Raw genomic sequence first — 16,370 nt, 5'->3', positions numbered from 1 at the left:
TCCAAAACGTTCTCGATATTATTTTACTTCGTAAAATCACTCAAACTGACAAGCCGTAGTAGTATCATAAAAAATCGATGTCACTTCGAGTGAATTTTCGAGGTACAAGAAAATTTGTATCGAGAAGCACTGGTTTCCCTATGGTTCTCGATACTATTTTACTGCGTAAAATCACTCGAACTGACAAAATGAATGGTAAAACTAACCTACTTCAATCCCAGCTCTTTTTTACGTTGTTGCAACAAAGCATACACGTCAAGCTCTTGCCCTTCTTTAATGGTTTCGTCAACTGTTAAAAGCACATATCTTTTAAGTCCGTTTCTAAACAAAAGCTCTTGTCCAATTTTTAAATCTACCCCACTGGATGAATTTGGCGATAGGTTCGGATTCATCACATTAGGAATGATCAACGGAATAGGTTTATTGCTAGGATTCACCAAAGTAAAACTAACCCTGTCTTCGTTGGTGTTTTTTGGTTTTAGCTGTACATCCGTATTGAGCATTTTTATCGCTAGTTTTCCCAATTTTTTAGAGTTGTTGGTAAATACAATTTTGCTTCCTTGCTCTACGATTACCTCGACTTTGCCCAAAGGTCCTAGTCCAAAACCACGGACAAATTCCCCGGTCTTTTTGTTCTGAACTTCCACATCAATTTGTGCCCCGGTATTGTTTTTAAGCTGTAGCTCATACATGTTGTAGTTAGGATAATCAAGCTCCATAGCGGAACCGGATGCGATTTCAAGATTGGACTTCTGTGCCCATAATGCGGACACGACCATTAAAAATAAGACGATACTAAAAATGACTGTTTTTCTCATGATTGTTTGTTTTTGAGATTATTACTGCAACAAATTTGAGAAAGTGAAAATCGTTGAACCACTTAAATAAAAAAGAGACGTCTCATACGATTTGAGACGCTAATTTTTTATGGAATTCAGGTATTCCGTCGGGGTAAGTTTCACCGCTTTTTTAAAGACTCGGTTAAAGGTCGCTTTACTGTTAAAACCACATTCAAAAGCAATACCCACCAATGAAAACTGTTCGTGTGCACCGCTTTGCAAGCGTTGCTGAAACTCGGTGATTCTAAACTGATTGACAAAGTCATTAAAATTCATCCCAAAACCTTGGTTGATGACCTCCGAAACTTCACCCCTATTTAAATTGGTCTTTTCGGCCAACTGCTTTAGGTTAAGTTCGGGGTCTAAAAAAATCTTTTCCTCTTTAAAAAGGGTGTCGATGTTCTCTTTTTGCTCTAATAAGTCACGGTCCAATGCTTTCACTGTAGATGCCGAATCCATGAACGCCTTTTTATTAGGTTTTTCAAAGTCTTTTAAAAAATTGAAATCGGTAAAATAGCCTTTCACCCCAAAATATAACAGCGCAATGGCGGAGAAGAATTGTATCCACCATTTTTGCGTCCAACTCATCTCCACAATATACTCGTCTACAAAAACCTGTACCAAGCCATAGATAAAAATAGCTGTGTAGATAAAGAGAAAATTACGTATCCAGAGCAGTTCTTTATTGGCCGTATTTGAGAAAAACTGTTGTATTTCCTTCTTGTACCTAAGGTACAACTGAAATGAAAAGGCCAAATACAAGAGCATTTGTGCCGAACCAAAAAAGGTCACTAGCGGGTTTAGGTAAGGCCACTGAAAATTCTCTACCAAATACCCGTTCTGGTTATCTTCAAAACCGGGTTGTTAGGCATCATATAGATAAATAACCGCTTTGGCCAGAAAAAACAATAACCAAGGCACAAAATGCCAAAAGTGTTTTTTTAATAACTTAAACTTTGGCGTCACTACACTTTTAACATAGAAATAAATGAGGGGTGCCATAAGCAGGTCCATACTCACCAAAAAGTAGTTGATTTTGGTATTTCGATACGTATCGTACCAGCCCATAAAACCAATGGTATAGGTAGTACGGGGGTAACATAGAATAAAGAGAATACCTGCTAACAGTATATCTGGCAAAGCTTTTTTGTTAAGATACCTACGGTATAAGAGCACGCATAAAATAGCCCCTTGCAGCCCTAAAATTAAGAGTGGGGTACTATAACTATTAAAGTCTGGAAAGCCCGCCAAAAACTGTGTTGTCATAAAACGCGATTGTGCTATAAATATAACTCCTTGTGACTTTCAAGCAAAGTTTGAATGATTCTTTTAAGTGTTTAAAATCATTTAATTGACCTTTTATAAAAGTGCAATTAAAAAACTATCTTACTCTAAAATTTATCTTGATGAAACCACTTTACCTATTCCTTTTTATTCTTGTTCTTAGTTGTAAAACAGAGACACCTCATACCCATGATACTCCAGAGCAAAAGGTGAGTCTCAGTAAAACCCACATCGACCCTCGCCAAGGGTATTCAGAAGCTGTGGTTGTTGAGGCTAATGGTATAAAAACCATCTATATTTCTGGTCAAGTAGGTGAAGGCGAAGATTTTGAGGCACAGTTTAGAGATGCCATAGCCAAGCTTCAAAAAACCTTGAAGAATAGTGGTGCCAGCTTCACCGATGTGGTCAAATACAGCACTTTTGTAGTGGATTACCAACCCGAATATCTAGATACCTTTAGAGCGGTACGGAAAGAGCTTCTTGGTGATAGTGATATGCCTGCCAGTACATTGGTTGGCGTAGCCACTTTAGGCGCACCCACCTGGGGCGTAGAGATTGAGGCTATTGCCGTAGTCAAAGATTAAGCGAGTCTCTTTTTTGTTAATTCAGCATAGCTATTTTACATTTCTAGGGTATTTTTGAACTAATCTCTTAGGCATATTCATGAACAAGGAAAAAGCGAAAATCTATATTGTTGGCGCAGGTATCAGTGGCTTAATCGCCGCAAAAACATTGGAAGAAAACGGATACGCGCCTACACTTCTTGAGGCTACCGATTCGCCAGGGGGCCGTGTAAAAACCGATAATTTTGACGGGGTACTTTACGACCATGGGTTTCAGGTCTTGCTTACGGCTTATCAGCAGGCCCAGAAACATTTAGACTATAAAGCCTTAGCCCTGCAACAGTTTCAACCCGGGGCCTTAGTTTTTAAAAATGGGAAAACCGAACGTATCGGTGACCCTTTACGTGATAGGTCCGCATTATGGCCAACGGTACGTGCTTCGGTGGGGTCGTTATATGATAAGTTTAAAATCTTTACCCTAACCAGAAAGTTAAAATCAAAGTCCGTCACCGATATCTTTGCAGCACCTGAAAAAACAACTTTGGATTATCTAAAAGCTTATGGATTTTCTGATAAGATCATTTCAAATTTTTTCAAACCTTTTTTTACGGGGATTTTCTTGGAGGAAGAATTACACACCTCATCACGTCTATTCGAGTTTGTTTTTAAAATGTTCGGCGAAGGCTACGCGGCCATACCAAAAATGGGTATCGGTGCCATTTCTGAAAAACTAGCGAATGGACTACATAAATGCACCTTTTCATATAAATCACAAGTAGCTGCCGTAAAGCAAGGTGAGATTATCTTGAAAGATGGAACTTCAGTTGCGGGCGATGCTGTTATCAGCACTATTACTTTAGATGCTGAGACCGGAAATATAGCCTCGCAAAACGTAAAATGGAAAAGCTGTGACAACCTCTATTTTACTGTTTCGAAACGTGTATTTGAGGAAGGTATCATTGGGTTATTAGCAGCTGAAAATACCTATGTCAACAACCTCTACTACCCCTTCGGGCAAGGTTTAAACGGCGACCCTATTTTATCGGTCACTGTTGTAAAAAGGCACGCTATGACCGATGAAGTATTGGCCAAAAAAGTACAAGAAGAATTACAACAACACTGCGGAATTACAACAAAAAATTTTCTAAGAAATTATACTATCCAACAGGCTTTGCCAGATATTAGCAACTTGAAGATGGACGCATCCACCTCAAATACATTAAAAAATGGTGTCTTTATGGCCGGGGATTATACCTTAAGCGGTTCTTTAAATGCGGCGATGATTTCTGGGGAGACAGCGGCAAAAGCAGTAATCGAAAAATTACAAAGCAGCTAAACTTTCAAATCGTATTTCATCAAAATCTGAAATCACCTTATTAGCCAATGTATAATCCTGATTTTTGGAATGTGGACTTTTAAAAGCTACACAATAAATACCGCCAGTATGGGCAGCTTTAATTCCGTTAGTGGAATCCTCGATTACAAAACATTCCTCTTTTGCATACCCTGATGCTTCTGCGGCCTTTAGAAAAATTTCAGGATGCGGTTTAGATGCCTTTAAATCCGCTCCGCTTAGTTTCTCCTTAAAATACCGGTTCAAATCAAATCGCGAAAACACATTGTTTATGGTAATCATAGACGCCGAACTGGCCAAAACCAAGGTAAGTCCGTTTTTATGATAGTCTTTGATACATTCCAACACTCCCGAGATCAATTGTAAATCTGGGTCGTTGAAAAACAGGTTTTTAAAAATACTCCGTTTAATGTTCACCAACTGCCGTGGCGATTGTTTCAGCTTAAAATGCGCCACCAATTCGTTGCAGATGGCCAAAGTCGCCTGCCCTGTAAAGCTTTCATAAAGGGAATCGGGCACCCTAATACCGACTTCCCTAAACATACCCTCATAAGCTTTGTGGTGAAGGGGTTCGGAATCGATAATGACCCCATCCATATCAAACAATACGGCTTTGAACATTTCTTTTTTTTGCGAAGATAACCACAACCTTCTACTTGAGCACGAATCAACCAAGACCAACTTTTAACTGGTACTATTTCCCTCAATCAAAAGGGTGCTTCCCTCATTATGGCTTTTTTAGAACATTGCTTCAAACTAGTTTAGTGGTAAATAAAAACCTTATGAGCTATAAAATAACCATACCGGAACCATGTTCAGAAGATTGGAACAAGATGACAGCTACCCAAAAAGGGGCTTTTTGCAAAAGCTGTGCAAAAGAAGTTATCGATTTTACCAACACCACGAATAAAGAACTTGCAAGAAAAATAGCCAAAGGCGATAGCTCTTCGACCTCGCTCAGAACAAGCATTTGCGGAAGGTTTAAACCAGAGCAACTAAACACCCCATTACCAACACCGTCTCAAAGCCAGTTTAGACGCAATGCCGCTATGCTTGGTTTTACTTCACTCCTAGCATTGGGTACCCCTTTGGTTGCACAGCAAAGTACTAAACCCACTCAAACACCACAGCATTATGTGGTAGGGCGTATTGCCCCCCAAGCTATAAAAACGGAGAAATATAGCATTACCGGGGTTGTCAAAGACCTTAATAATAAGCCTTTGCCCGGAACTACTATTGTTTTGGAAGGAACTGCAACAGGCATAAAGACTAATATGAAAGGTGAATTCAGTATTGAAGTGCCTACTTCAAGAAATCTAGAAAAACAGGTGCTTTGGGTCTCCAATTTAGGTTTTGAAACCCAAAAAATCACTATCGACAAAAACACTAAACCACTGACCATTGAACTCGCCGAAGAGCTTGTAATTTTGGGTGAAATAGCTATTCAAGAATATCCTGAAAAGAAAAATGACACCATCACTAAAGTGAAAAAACTATTTCGAAGAAAAGGTTCGCACTAATTACTTCTATTATCTTTTAGCTGTCAGTTTAGGCCTATTTTTACGACTTACATGTGGTAAATATGAATAGTTATGGCAATTGACAAAGAAGTAATAAAAGTTGATATAGTCTCCGATGTGGCTTGCCCATGGTGTTATGTCGGAAAAAAGCGGTTAGAAACCGCTCTAAAACAATGGAAAGGTAGCCCTGTAAAAGTAACTTGGCATCCGTATCAGCTTGACCCCAACATGCCTGCAGAAGGATTGGATAGACATACTTACCTCACCAATAAATTTGGAGATATAGAGCGTATTAAACCGATGACCGATAGACTTGTTGAAGCAGGTGAGGAAGAAGGTATTACTTTTAACTTTGGAGATAAATGGTTGGCCGTAAATACTTTGCCGCTTCATCAATTACTTCATGTGGCAGGTGAAGAAGGTTTTAAAGACCGGTTAAAAGAACGTTTTTTAAAAGCCTATTTTGATGAAAACCTTCATCTAAACAAACCTGAAGTACTTGCTTCGATTATGGCGGAATTTGGTTGGAGTATTGAAAAGACCGCTCAAATAGTAGCTGATGAAAATATAGCATATGCCGTAAAACAAGAGATTGCCCACTATCAGCAGCTTGGGGTAAGTGGAGTTCCTTTCTTCATTATCAACGATAAATACGGTATAAGCGGTGCACAACCCGCGAGTGTTTTTTTAGAGGCCTTTGCCCAGGTTTCACCTATTGAAATTATTAGTGAAGGAGATAGTTGTGACCCTGAAACGGGCTTATGCTAATTTTCTAATTAGCTATTCGGCAACATACTTATGTTCTAGTAATAGCTCAAAATCAATTAATTGTAAGGCTTTTTCGTGGGTTGCCTCAAGAACAACTTCCGGGGCCATGCCGGCCTTATAAGCCTGTTTCCATCTAGAGGCACATAAACACCATTTATCCCCAGGTTTCAGACCAGGAAATTGATACATCGGCATTGGGGTACTTAAATCGTTCCCCTGTAGTTTGGTGTATCGCAAAAAATCTTCGGTCATAATAGCACATACTACATGCGTACCTACATCTTCAGGCCCGGTTCTGCAAAAACCATCACGATAGAATCCTGTTTTTGGTTCATAACAACAGGCTTGCAATTCGGTACCCAAGACATTCTTTTCCATAGAAATTTATTGAATAATAAAATACTTCTGTTTCTGCACTTGTTATCAGAATAATAAAAGTGTAACAATATCGATAATTTTATACTAATGGATTGGGTGATGTAAAAATCATTTTTAGTAGCTTTAAAAACACTTAAGAAAAACACGATTCCATGGATATTTTTAGCAAAATCAAAGAAAAACTAAGTCATGAGTTTATAGACATTGTAGAATGGCTAGACTACACAGATGACACCATAGCACACCGTTTTGAGCGTTACCAAAACGAGATTAAAAACGGGGCGAAATTGATTGTTCGTGAAGGGCAAACCGCAGTTTTTGTAAATGAAGGGCAACTTGCAGATGTCTTTACACCGGGCACTTATGATTTGACCACACAAAACCTGCCTATTTTAGCAACCCTTAAAGGTTGGAAGTATGGTTTTAATTCTCCCTTTAAAGCAGAGGTATATTTTGTAAACACCCATTTGTTTACCGATGAAAAATGGGGCACCAAAAACCCGATTACTTTAAGTGATGAGCGTTTCGGTTTGGTAGAAATTCGCGCTTTTGGTACTTACGCTTTTAAAATTTCCGATGCCGGAAAATTTATTGTTGATATTGTTGGTACCGACAACAACTTCACCAGCTTTGAAATCAATGAACACCTTAAAAGCCTTATAGCGACACGTTTTACAGATACGGTTGGCGAAGCCAACCTACCTATAGAGCTATACGCCGCCAATACTTCTGAACTTTCGGATACCTGCCAAGAGGTTATGAAACCAGAGTTCTTATCCGTTGGTATTTCTCTGGAAAAGTTCTACATCGAAAATGTTTCGATGCCCGAAGACCTCAAAAAAGAAATCTTTGAATACAGTCGTATCGATAAGCTTGATTTGGACAAATTGACCAAATTCAAAACCGCTAAGGCCATTGAAGCTGCCGCCAAAAATGAAGGTGGAACTGCCGGTGCCGGTATGGGCATGGGTATGGGCTTTGTGCTTGCACAACAAATGGGTGGGCTAATGAGTCCACAAATGGGCGGTCAGCAACCTGCTGCCCAAGTAGGCGGGGCAATGCCACCGCCAATGCCCGTTGCCGTGCAATATTTTTATGCTGTAAACGGAGTACAACAAGGTCCGGTAGGTATTGACCAACTTAAGGCACTTTTTGCAAACAGAACCATTAACAAAGAGAGCTTGGTCTGGAAACAAGGCATGGCCAACTGGGCTGCTTTGCAAGAGGTGGAAGAATTAAAATCCTTTTTAGGAGGCAACACTCCACCACCATTGCCTAATAATTAATCCTATTGTCATTTCGAACCGAATAAAATGAGCGTGAGAAATCTAGATTTCTCAGTCGCTTACTCCTTCGAAATGACCAGTTTTAGTTGAATTCTTGGAAGAACAAAAAACACAACATACCGAACTCAAAAAACCGTGCATTAATTGTGGGGCAGAATTAAAGTACCAGCCCGGCACCAAAAATGTGAGTTGTGACTATTGTGGGCATAAAGAAGAAATAAGCCTTGATGAAAATGGGTTTGAAGAGCTTGAACTTTATCCCTATCTCAAAGAAATGGGAGCGCAAAAGCATAGTGAGGAAATTTCTATGCTCCATTGTAAAAACTGCGGCGCCAATCAGCATGTAGAGGAAAATTACAAATCGCTTCATTGTGTGTACTGCAGCATGCCCTTAATTTTAGAGGATGCCTATAAAGAAGATTGGATTTTGCCTGGCGCGGTACTTCCTTTTCAGATAAATCAAAAAAAATCATTTCAAATTTTCAAGAAATGGGTGAACAGTCTTTGGTTTGCACCCAACAATCTTAAGAAAGCGGCACTGGACCCTCAATTTACCAAAGGGCTGTATTTGCCTTATTGGACTTTCGATGCTCAGTTGAAAGCATCCTATTCTGGTCAGCGTGGCGAATATTATTATGAAACTAAACGTGTGAGAAACGCCCAAGGCAAAACAGTGACCAAACGCGTGCGAAAAACACGATGGTATCCTGCCTCGGGTAATATTGCCGGTTTTGTAGATGATACCTTGGTCGAAGCATCAAAACAAAAAAAGGGGCGTATTCCAAACAAAATTGCGCGGTGGAATTTAAAGCTGCTGCAACCTTTTAGCTCTAGTTTTTTAAGGGGCTTTGTTACCGAAAAATATACTATTCCCCTAAAACAAGGGCATTTATCCGCAAAAGGCGAAGCACAACGCATCGCCGAACGTTGGTGTAGACAAGATATCGGGGGCGATACCCAAAGGGTAACCAGTATGAACATGAAGTTATCTCAAGAAACCTTTAAACATATTTTGTTGCCTGTTTACATAAGTGCCTATCGATTTAATGGCAAAGAATATAATTTCTTTATCAATGGCGAAAACGGCACCATATCTGGCACACGACCTTATAGTTTTTGGAAAATTTTCTTCGCCGTTATTTTTGGGCTGATCGTGATAGGATTGCTTATTTTCTTTTCACAGGGCTAGCCAAAATTGTGACCTCTAGTCTAAAACGGTGTCATAAACGTATATACTTAGTAACCAATAATTTATTATGATGCATACAAAAAAGTTAAACCTGATTTTGGCATTGGTCATTTTATGCCTAAGCTTTAGTTATTCTTGTAAAGACAATAAAGCTGAGCAAGAGGCCTTAGATAACGAGCTAGAACAAATAGAAGCTGTTGAGCAGACTATTGATTCTACTGTCACTACTGTTCATGCAAAAGCTGAAGAGGTAAAAGAATTATTAAAAGAATTAGATAGTATTTAAAAACAAACAAAAATGAAAAATAATTTAAAAACAATCTTATTAGCAGTGCTCTTGATCGGTTTTATTGGAGCCGCAAATGCCCAAGGTAAATCTAAAGATAAAGCCAAAGGGAAGGATAAAGTTGAAAAAGTAAAGAAGGTAAAAGACGAGGTTGAAGAAGAAGCCGAAGAAGTACAGGAAGAAGTAAAAAAGGCAAAGGGCAAGGGAAAAGAAATGAAAGAGAAAGCCGAAAAAATGAAAGAAAAAGGCAAAGAAAAATCTGAAGAAATGCTAGATGATGATGTAGATGTAAATGAGGATGAAATTAAAGAAGAAAAAACGAATAAAGGAAATGCTTACGGCAAGAACAAGGGTGATATGTCGGGCAAAGAATTTGGGCAATACAGAGCTTCTCAGGTAAAGGAAAAAATTGAGAAGTCAGAAGAATTGCTTGATGAAGATGAAGACACCTTAAAAAGAGGCAGACGCCAAGTTGAAGAAGCCCGTGAAAGACTTGAAAAAGCAAAGAAAGAAAAATCACTTGAACCAGAAATCATCTCTAAAAAAGAGGAAAGCTTAAATAAAGTAACCCAGAAATTGGATGAATTGGAAGTCTCTATAAAAAAAGGGAAAGAAAAATTAAAAGGAAAAGCAGAAGAACTTAAAAAAGTAGGTGAAAACCAAATGTAGGCCTTCTACTGATTAATAAACGTAAAGCCATTACTAGAATTCTAGTAATGGCTTTCTTTTTTGCTATTTTTAAAATCAATTTCAATAATCAAATTATGTATAAAGTCCTTTTTTTGTTCCTTTTTTTAGCTTTGCCAACCATTGCCCAAGAGGCACAAGAGACTGATGATAAAAAAGCAATAACTGCTGTTTTAACTGCGCAACAAGAGGCTTGGAATAGTTATGACATTGAAACCTTTATGGAAGGCTATTGGAAATCTGACGAGCTAAAATTTTATGGCGCCGGTGGCGTGGTAAAAGGGTGGCAAAATACCTTGGAACGGTACCAAAAGAGTTACCCTAGTAAAGCGCATTTTGGAAAACTTCGTTTTGTTTTGAACGATATTTCAAAAATCAATGAAGGGGCATATTCGGTAATGGGGGAGTATTATCTCACCCGAAAAGTGGGTAACACCAATGGCATCTTTATGCTCACCTTAAAGAAAATGGATGGCGAATGGAAGATTATTTCAGACACCTCGGCAAAAGTAAATTAACACAGACAAGCTAGTATGAATTATGAATACCTTATGTATGCACATCTTGTTACCGTAGTACCGTGCATTTTTATTGGGGCATATGTGTTATCAGCGAGAAAAGGAACCTTGATCCATAGAAAACTTGGTAAGGTTTATATTATCTTAATACTGTTTACCGCAATTGTAACTCTTTTTATGCCTGCGGCCGTGGGAGCTCGTTTACTTAATCATTTCGGGTGGATACATCTATTTAGTTTCTTGACCTTGTGGACGGTGCCAACGGCTTACACCGCAATTAGAAAAGGAAACCTTAAGGCGCATAAGCGCAAAATGATTCTACTCTATTTTGGTGCAATCGTGATTGCCGGTGGTTTTACTTTGGCCCCAGGCAGATATTTACACGAGTTATTTTTTGGGTAGTTTATTAGTCGGTGAACACCAAACATACCGGACTTGGCACTTTGTATTCTTTCAAAAATTCTAAAGTACCTTTCTCTAAGTCTCTTTTAAAAACAGCAATATTATCGCTTTTTTGATTGCCCACCAACATGAATTTTCCACCTGGGTCCAACGTGAAATTACGAGGAGAATTCCCTTTTGTAGATTCGCTCCCCACCAAAGTTATCTTGCCATTTTCAGCATCTACAGAAAAAATGACTATCGTGTTTTTACCACGATTAGAGCTATATAAAAACTTACCATCAGCTGATAAATGAATATCCGCACACCATTTTGGGTCGTCGTTGGTGGACTCCGTTTGAATTTGATTATAACTGCCTTCGTCATCTCTTTTTAAAACAGAAATTGTGGCATTAAGTTCGTTAAGCACATATAAGTAATTTCTGTTTTCGCCAAAAACAAAATGGCGTGGTCCAGAACCCTCGCCCATAGCAATTGTATTTTGATGTGCAGGTACCCAACCATATGTTTGCTTTGAATAGCGCTTTAAGGCATCCAATCCTAAGTCCGCAACAAAGAGTCCGTCTTCATTAAAATGTGCCTTATGAACATGTGGCTTTGCCAAAGTATCCGCAGTTCTGTGGTATATAATTTGCCTATCCCCCAAACTTCCATCTTCTTGCAAATCGAAAATTGCAAGATTACCGCCAGAATAGTTGGAAACTGCTATCTGGCCATCTTCAGAAATAGCGACGTGGCAAGGATGAGCCCCAGCCGAACCTTTGCTATTCAAGACTTTTAATTCTCCTTTATCAATAGAAAAAGAGGTCACACCACCCCCTAAGGAATCATAATCTGCTGTTTCTTGTACAGCAAACAAATTCTTTTTATCCTTTGAGATTGCCAAAAAAGAAGGATTAGGCAGTTTTGCCTTTAATTCTAAGGAGTCTAGTTCACCTGTTTCAGGGTTAAACTGTAAAGTGTAAATACCTTCGCTTGAACCATCGGTATACGTGCCAACAAATAAGGTTTGTGTTTGTGTTGGTTTATTATTTTCAGAGCAGCCCATAACAAATACAAATATTGTTAGTACTATAAAAAACTTTTTCATTCTTCGTTTTAATTTGGAAATATTAAAAATAAAGAAACTTAAACTAAAGTGGCTTTAATTTCCTTTCTAAGATAAAGTCCTGTAACAATGGTCGCCAAAACATCGGCAATGGGGAAGGAAAGCCAAATACCAAGTTCCCCAAAATAATTGGGTAGAATTAGTATTAAAGGAATAAAAAAGAAGCCCTGTCTGGTGAGGGTCAAAAGTAATGCCGGTATCGCCTTACCGATTGCTTGAAAATACGCTGCGCCAATGAGTTGCAAAGCGATGATAGGTGTAGCTGCAAACACCCATCTTATGGCATTTGGAGTGTGTTCTAGAACAAAGGTGTTCACTAATTTATCTTCCGCTGGCAAATCAGCCCGGTTGCTTAAAAAAAGTGAGGTCAGTGCTTCCGGGAAAATCAATAAGCCAAGAAACACGATACTGCCCAAAACGGAAGCATATTTTATGGCGGTGTAAATAGTCTCTTTTACCCTATCGTATTTTTCAGCACCATAATTGAACCCTGCAATAGGTAAAAACCCTTGTGTAATACCAAACACAGGAAATAAGGCGAACATCAAAATACGGCCAATAATAGCGTAAACAGCTATCATTGCTTCTCCACCTAAATTGAAGAGTATGTTGTTCATTAACAGATAGGTAAAGCTAATTACGGCTTGTCTTGCTAAAGTGACAAAACCGAGAGAGCCTATTTCTTTTAAAATAGGCATACTAAAACCTAAATGCCCCCAATTGATTTTTAGTTCAGAATTTTTAGATAGAAAAAAGTACAGTACATAGCTAAAAGACATAAAATATGCTGTTGTAGTGGCCCATGCCGCCCCTGCCATACCCATATCAAAAACATAAATGAGCAAATAGTCCATAAAAAGGTTGGCAACAGAAGGAATTATCATGGCATTCATGGCAAATTTAGGTTTACCTTCTGCCCGCATCACGTTATTGCCCATCATGGTATAGGCCAAAAATGGAACGCCGTATAAAATAATGATGTAGTAAATTTTTGCAGGTTCAAAAATGCTTCCTTTCGCCCCGAAAACAGGAATCAACTCATCTACATAAATGAGCCCGAAAATGACCATTGTTATGGTCATTACAAAAGTCAGCGTAATTTGATTGCCAAAGGTTTTTAATGCTTTTTCACGATCAGCTGCCCCCAAGGCACGAGAAATAATACTGGATCCCCCGACTCCAATCGACATTCCTAAAGCCGCAATAAAAAAGGTAATTGGCAGCACCACACTAATGGCGGCAATGGCAATGGAACCTATCCATTTGCCTACAAAAACAGAATCAATCAGCACATTCAATGACATTACCAAAATACCGATGGCTGCTGGCACCGATTGTTTTACCAAAAGTTTACCAATGGGTTGTATGCCAAGTTCGTCTGAAGAGACTTTTGCCATTAATCTTTAATTATTTGCTAATTAGAAGGAACAATAGAAAACATTGTTTGTCACTACTCTTTTTCATTAAGTAGGTCATACAATTTGTCCATCTCAAAAAATACCGTAGCCCCCTCTTTTTCAAATTCTGTTTTATTATTATCATTGGCGAAACCAAAAACATCGAACCCACCACTTATTCCAGCTCTAACTCCTGCTAAACTATCTTCTATTACTACACATTCTTCTGGTTTAAATCCCATTTCCTTTGCAGCATATTTAAATATTTCTGGGTTTGGTTTCCAACTTCCTATTTCATAGGAACTAAACATCTTATTTTCGAACCTTTCAATTAGATTCGTTATTGTCAAGTTCAATTTTATCTTTTCTAGCGGTCCGCTTGAGGCAACACAGAAGGGCACTACTATTTGATCTAGCAAACTATGTATACCCTTTACAGGCTTTAGGTCTCTTTTGAATGCCAAATATGATCTCTTTCTATATTCTTGTACAAAGTTGTTGGGAAGTAATTTTTTGCTTAGTCTTTCAATATGTTCAAAACTATTTTTAAGTGATTTTCCTGCAAAATTCTTAAGCGCATAGTCCAATTTAATTTCTACCCCTAGTTCATTGGCCATTTCAATCATTATAGCATTTGAAATTTCTTCACTATCGACAAGTACGCCGTCACAATCAAAAATTATACACTTGTATTTCAATTTAAATCAGCTTTTATGACTAATACAGTTCATGGGCTTCAATTAGTAATCTTGCACCAGTGGGTTAAGTAATAATGACAATCTTATATAAAGCAAATTCTTAAACAGGAAGGCATTCTTTAGCTTCCCACTCGTTAATCCATTTTGCCATTAAAGCGACCCAAGCATCATTATCATTTAAACAGGAAATGTGTTTGTATTTTTCTCCGCCGGCTTCTTCGAACTGTTCTTTCCCTTCCATTGCAATTTCTTCAAGAGTTTCTAAACAATCACTAACAAATGCAGGTGTAATTACAGCCAATCGTTTCTTTCCCTCTTTTGGAAAACGTTCAAATTCATAATCCGTATACGGTTTTAGCCATGGGTCACCTGCTAGTCTCGATTGGAAAGATGAACTCACTTTTTCTTCAGGCAATCCCAAATAAGCCTTTACCAATTCTGTAGTATCGTAACATTGATGACGATAGCAGGTATGATGAGCTACCGAATTTATATTACAACAAGAACCGTCTATCTTACAGTGAAATTTTGTTGGATCTGATTTACGTATGTGGCGCTCAGGGATACCATGATATGAAAACAAAACATGGTCGTATTGAAAATCTTTTAAACCTTCTGCGATACTTTCTGATAGTACTTTTATGTAATCTTCATTACTGTAAAAAGCGGGCATTGTCGTCATTTTCATCTCTGGAAAATACTTTTGCTGATCTTCCATAGCCTTTACAACTACCGTTTCATAAGAAGACATCGCGTAATGTGGATATAATGGCACCAATAATACCTCATCTACATTTTGATTTTTAAGGTCTTGAAGACCTTCTTTAATGCTCATAGATCCATAACGCATGCCTAAAGCAACCGGCATCTCTGTATGTTCCCTCACTTTCTTTGCAAAGCGTTTAGAAATTACGATCAAAGGCGAACCTTCGTCCCACCAAATTTTTGAATAGGCCTTAGCTGATTTTTTTGGTCTAGTTTGCAGAATGATACCACGGACCAATAGATTGCGTAATAACGGCGGAACGTCTATAACACGTTCATCCATTAAAAACTCATCTAAATAGGGCTTAACATCTTTTGGCGTAGGGCTGTCAGGCGAACCTAAATTGACCAATAAAACTCCTTTCATCAGTATTTCTTTAAAACCTTAAAAATACAACAGCAACTTGATTTTATATTTAAAAGCATAAATAAGTTTTGTTATTGCCGCATAGAGAAAGCCAATCATCGCTTTTAATGTATTTTAGTAGTATGATTCGGAATTTTCTTTTAGTCCTTTTTTTTGGAATTTTCACCATTTCTTTTGCCCAAATAACATGTTCACCAGCAGATAGGGCCCTTTTCAATATCAAGATGGAAAGCCTAGAAGATATCGAAGCAACTACTTTAGGCGATAGTATTGTTAAAATCGGGACGTCTTTTTTGGGGACACCTTATGTGGAAAAAACACTTGAAATAGGTGCCACAGAAACCCTGGTTATAAATCTTAGAGGCTTAGATTGTACCACATTTGTGGAAAATGTTTTAGCCTTTACAGCAACTCTTAAAAATGAAAGAAAAACCTTTGACGCTTTCACCAAAAATTTAGAAACCATTCGGTACAGAAATGGAAAACTAAATGGCTATCCATCTCGCCTGCATTACTTTACAGATTGGATACGAGACAATGAAAAAATAGGTTTGGTAAAAGATATTACCTCAGATTTAGGTGGCATTAAACTAGAAAAACCTATTAATTTTATGGGGACACATCGTGATTTATATCCTTTCTTAAAAGACGATGAAAATTTTAAACGAATACAAGAAACCGAAGCGGAACTAGCGAAAGAAGTTCTTTGTTATTTACCCCAAAACGAAATTCAAAATCAAGAACATCAAATTCAGTCCGGTGATATAATTGCACTAGCAACGTCTATAAAAGGATTAGATGTTACACATACGGGATTTGCTATAAAACAACCAAATGGTAGAATTCATTTGTTACATGCTTCAAGTTCTGGAGAAGTAAAAATCACTAAAGAACCTTTAGCGGATTACCTGAAAAATATTAAAAGTAATATTGGTATTCTCGTTGCAAGACCCTTATAAAA

Annotated in this window: 20 protein-coding genes; 11 read left to right on the top strand and 9 right to left on the bottom strand. The window is 38.1% G+C overall.

The window, feature by feature from the left end; translation table 11 throughout:
- Positions 1-206: 206 nt before the first annotated feature.
- The 3 genes from ACZ1GR_RS10975 to ACZ1GR_RS10965 all read right to left on the bottom strand — a co-directional run bounded on the left by ACZ1GR_RS10975 (position 207) and on the right by ACZ1GR_RS10965 (position 2,105).
- Complete coding sequence (locus ACZ1GR_RS10975) at positions 207-818, bottom strand: hypothetical protein (RefSeq protein ID WP_472609023.1); 612 nt, start codon at positions 816-818, stop codon at positions 207-209.
- 99 nt (positions 819-917) lie between these two features.
- Positions 918-1,670, bottom strand: a complete 753-nt coding sequence (locus ACZ1GR_RS10970) for a helix-turn-helix domain-containing protein (protein WP_472609022.1) — start codon at positions 1,668-1,670, stop codon at positions 918-920.
- 33 nt (positions 1,671-1,703) lie between these two features.
- Positions 1,704-2,105 carry a hypothetical protein gene (locus tag ACZ1GR_RS10965; protein WP_472609021.1) on the bottom strand — a complete coding sequence of 134 codons (402 nt, stop codon included), beginning with the start codon at positions 2,103-2,105 and terminating at the stop codon, positions 1,704-1,706.
- Positions 2,106-2,245: 140 nt separating this feature from the next.
- On the opposite strand from ACZ1GR_RS10965, the gene ACZ1GR_RS10960 reads away from it, so the two are divergent.
- Complete coding sequence (locus ACZ1GR_RS10960; protein WP_472609020.1) at positions 2,246-2,707, top strand: Rid family hydrolase; 462 nt, start codon at positions 2,246-2,248, stop codon at positions 2,705-2,707.
- Between the two features lie 79 nt (positions 2,708-2,786).
- Positions 2,787-4,022 carry an NAD(P)/FAD-dependent oxidoreductase gene (locus tag ACZ1GR_RS10955; protein ID WP_472609019.1) on the top strand — a complete coding sequence of 412 codons (1,236 nt, stop codon included), beginning with the start codon at positions 2,787-2,789 and terminating at the stop codon, positions 4,020-4,022.
- On the opposite strand, the gene ACZ1GR_RS10950 is transcribed toward ACZ1GR_RS10955, so the two are convergent.
- Positions 4,008-4,661, bottom strand: a complete 654-nt coding sequence (locus tag ACZ1GR_RS10950; RefSeq protein WP_472609018.1) for an HAD family hydrolase — start codon at positions 4,659-4,661, stop codon at positions 4,008-4,010. The genes ACZ1GR_RS10955 and ACZ1GR_RS10950 overlap by 15 nt on opposite strands.
- A gap of 161 nt (positions 4,662-4,822) precedes the next feature.
- Here ACZ1GR_RS10950 and ACZ1GR_RS10945 point away from each other — a divergent pair, with 161 nt between their 5' ends.
- Both ACZ1GR_RS10945 and ACZ1GR_RS10940 read left to right on the top strand, forming a co-directional pair.
- Positions 4,823-5,560: a carboxypeptidase-like regulatory domain-containing protein gene (locus ACZ1GR_RS10945; protein ID WP_472609017.1), complete on the top strand. Its 738-nt coding sequence runs from the start codon at positions 4,823-4,825 to the stop codon at positions 5,558-5,560.
- A gap of 72 nt (positions 5,561-5,632) precedes the next feature.
- A complete protein-coding gene (locus ACZ1GR_RS10940; RefSeq protein WP_472609016.1) occupies positions 5,633-6,328 on the top strand; it encodes a DsbA family oxidoreductase in 696 nt (231 codons plus the stop codon).
- A 12-nt stretch (positions 6,329-6,340) separates the two neighbouring features.
- Here ACZ1GR_RS10940 and ACZ1GR_RS10935 read toward each other — a convergent pair whose 3' ends face one another.
- A complete protein-coding gene (locus tag ACZ1GR_RS10935; RefSeq protein ID WP_472609015.1) occupies positions 6,341-6,706 on the bottom strand; it encodes a DUF2237 family protein in 366 nt (121 codons plus the stop codon).
- 152 nt (positions 6,707-6,858) lie between these two features.
- Here ACZ1GR_RS10935 and ACZ1GR_RS10930 point away from each other — a divergent pair, with 152 nt between their 5' ends.
- The 6 genes from ACZ1GR_RS10930 to ACZ1GR_RS10905 all read left to right on the top strand — a co-directional run bounded on the left by ACZ1GR_RS10930 (position 6,859) and on the right by ACZ1GR_RS10905 (position 11,074).
- Positions 6,859-7,992, top strand: a complete 1,134-nt coding sequence (locus ACZ1GR_RS10930; RefSeq protein WP_472609014.1) for an SPFH domain-containing protein — start codon at positions 6,859-6,861, stop codon at positions 7,990-7,992.
- A 94-nt stretch (positions 7,993-8,086) separates the two neighbouring features.
- A complete protein-coding gene (locus ACZ1GR_RS10925) occupies positions 8,087-9,181 on the top strand; it encodes a TFIIB-type zinc ribbon-containing protein (protein WP_472609013.1) in 1,095 nt (364 codons plus the stop codon).
- 67 nt (positions 9,182-9,248) lie between these two features.
- A complete protein-coding gene (locus ACZ1GR_RS10920; RefSeq protein ID WP_377767418.1) occupies positions 9,249-9,467 on the top strand; it encodes a hypothetical protein in 219 nt (72 codons plus the stop codon).
- Positions 9,468-9,479: 12 nt separating this feature from the next.
- Positions 9,480-10,136: a hypothetical protein gene (locus ACZ1GR_RS10915; RefSeq protein WP_472609012.1), complete on the top strand. Its 657-nt coding sequence runs from the start codon at positions 9,480-9,482 to the stop codon at positions 10,134-10,136.
- Positions 10,137-10,231: 95 nt separating this feature from the next.
- Positions 10,232-10,672: a YybH family protein gene (locus ACZ1GR_RS10910; RefSeq protein ID WP_472609011.1), complete on the top strand. Its 441-nt coding sequence runs from the start codon at positions 10,232-10,234 to the stop codon at positions 10,670-10,672.
- A 15-nt stretch (positions 10,673-10,687) separates the two neighbouring features.
- Positions 10,688-11,074, top strand: a complete 387-nt coding sequence (locus ACZ1GR_RS10905; RefSeq protein ID WP_472609010.1) for a DUF2306 domain-containing protein — start codon at positions 10,688-10,690, stop codon at positions 11,072-11,074.
- Positions 11,075-11,078: 4 nt separating this feature from the next.
- Here the strand turns inward: ACZ1GR_RS10905 and ACZ1GR_RS10900 are convergent, their stop codons facing one another.
- The 4 genes from ACZ1GR_RS10900 to hemH form a co-directional block, all read right to left on the bottom strand.
- Positions 11,079-12,164: a lactonase family protein gene (locus tag ACZ1GR_RS10900; RefSeq protein ID WP_472609009.1), complete on the bottom strand. Its 1,086-nt coding sequence runs from the start codon at positions 12,162-12,164 to the stop codon at positions 11,079-11,081.
- Between the two features lie 38 nt (positions 12,165-12,202).
- A complete protein-coding gene (locus tag ACZ1GR_RS10895; RefSeq protein ID WP_472609008.1) occupies positions 12,203-13,579 on the bottom strand; it encodes an MATE family efflux transporter in 1,377 nt (458 codons plus the stop codon).
- A gap of 53 nt (positions 13,580-13,632) precedes the next feature.
- On the bottom strand, positions 13,633-14,277 hold the full coding sequence (locus ACZ1GR_RS10890) for an HAD family hydrolase (RefSeq protein ID WP_472609007.1): 645 nt from the start codon (positions 14,275-14,277) through the stop codon (positions 13,633-13,635).
- 100 nt (positions 14,278-14,377) lie between these two features.
- Positions 14,378-15,409 (bottom strand): ferrochelatase, encoded by a 1,032-nt coding sequence (gene hemH / locus ACZ1GR_RS10885; RefSeq protein ID WP_472609006.1) that lies wholly within the window; start codon positions 15,407-15,409, stop codon positions 14,378-14,380.
- A gap of 107 nt (positions 15,410-15,516) precedes the next feature.
- On the opposite strand from hemH, the gene ACZ1GR_RS10880 reads away from it, so the two are divergent.
- On the top strand, positions 15,517-16,368 hold the full coding sequence (locus ACZ1GR_RS10880; RefSeq protein ID WP_472609005.1) for an N-acetylmuramoyl-L-alanine amidase-like domain-containing protein: 852 nt from the start codon (positions 15,517-15,519) through the stop codon (positions 16,366-16,368).
- Positions 16,369-16,370: the final 2 nt, after the last annotated feature.

Source organism: Croceitalea sp. W27, assembly GCF_055693185.1.
This window is presented reverse-complemented; position numbering and strand designations above follow the sequence as displayed.

Bases quoted from the DNA above. Each gene is read 5' to 3' on its own strand.
- ACZ1GR_RS10905 (WP_472609010.1), top strand. From the start codon at position 10,688: ATGAATTATGAATACCTTATGTATGCACATCTTGTTACCGTAGTACCG.
- hemH (WP_472609006.1), bottom strand. From the start codon at position 15,409: ATGAAAGGAGTTTTATTGGTCAATTTAGGTTCGCCTGACAGCCCTACG.
- ACZ1GR_RS10930 (WP_472609014.1), top strand. From the start codon at position 6,859: ATGGATATTTTTAGCAAAATCAAAGAAAAACTAAGTCATGAGTTTATA.
- ACZ1GR_RS10880 (WP_472609005.1), top strand. From the start codon at position 15,517: ATGTATTTTAGTAGTATGATTCGGAATTTTCTTTTAGTCCTTTTTTTT.
- ACZ1GR_RS10935 (WP_472609015.1), bottom strand. From the start codon at position 6,706: ATGGAAAAGAATGTCTTGGGTACCGAATTGCAAGCCTGTTGTTATGAA.
- ACZ1GR_RS10975 (WP_472609023.1), bottom strand. From the start codon at position 818: ATGAGAAAAACAGTCATTTTTAGTATCGTCTTATTTTTAATGGTCGTG.
- ACZ1GR_RS10900 (WP_472609009.1), bottom strand. From the start codon at position 12,164: ATGAAAAAGTTTTTTATAGTACTAACAATATTTGTATTTGTTATGGGC.
- ACZ1GR_RS10920 (WP_377767418.1), top strand. From the start codon at position 9,249: ATGATGCATACAAAAAAGTTAAACCTGATTTTGGCATTGGTCATTTTA.
- ACZ1GR_RS10955 (WP_472609019.1), top strand. From the start codon at position 2,787: ATGAACAAGGAAAAAGCGAAAATCTATATTGTTGGCGCAGGTATCAGT.
- ACZ1GR_RS10950 (WP_472609018.1), bottom strand. From the start codon at position 4,661: ATGTTCAAAGCCGTATTGTTTGATATGGATGGGGTCATTATCGATTCC.
- ACZ1GR_RS10915 (WP_472609012.1), top strand. From the start codon at position 9,480: ATGAAAAATAATTTAAAAACAATCTTATTAGCAGTGCTCTTGATCGGT.
- ACZ1GR_RS10895 (WP_472609008.1), bottom strand. From the start codon at position 13,579: ATGGCAAAAGTCTCTTCAGACGAACTTGGCATACAACCCATTGGTAAA.
- ACZ1GR_RS10940 (WP_472609016.1), top strand. From the start codon at position 5,633: ATGGCAATTGACAAAGAAGTAATAAAAGTTGATATAGTCTCCGATGTG.
- ACZ1GR_RS10910 (WP_472609011.1), top strand. From the start codon at position 10,232: ATGTATAAAGTCCTTTTTTTGTTCCTTTTTTTAGCTTTGCCAACCATT.
- ACZ1GR_RS10960 (WP_472609020.1), top strand. From the start codon at position 2,246: ATGAAACCACTTTACCTATTCCTTTTTATTCTTGTTCTTAGTTGTAAA.
- ACZ1GR_RS10965 (WP_472609021.1), bottom strand. From the start codon at position 2,105: ATGACAACACAGTTTTTGGCGGGCTTTCCAGACTTTAATAGTTATAGT.
- ACZ1GR_RS10945 (WP_472609017.1), top strand. From the start codon at position 4,823: ATGAGCTATAAAATAACCATACCGGAACCATGTTCAGAAGATTGGAAC.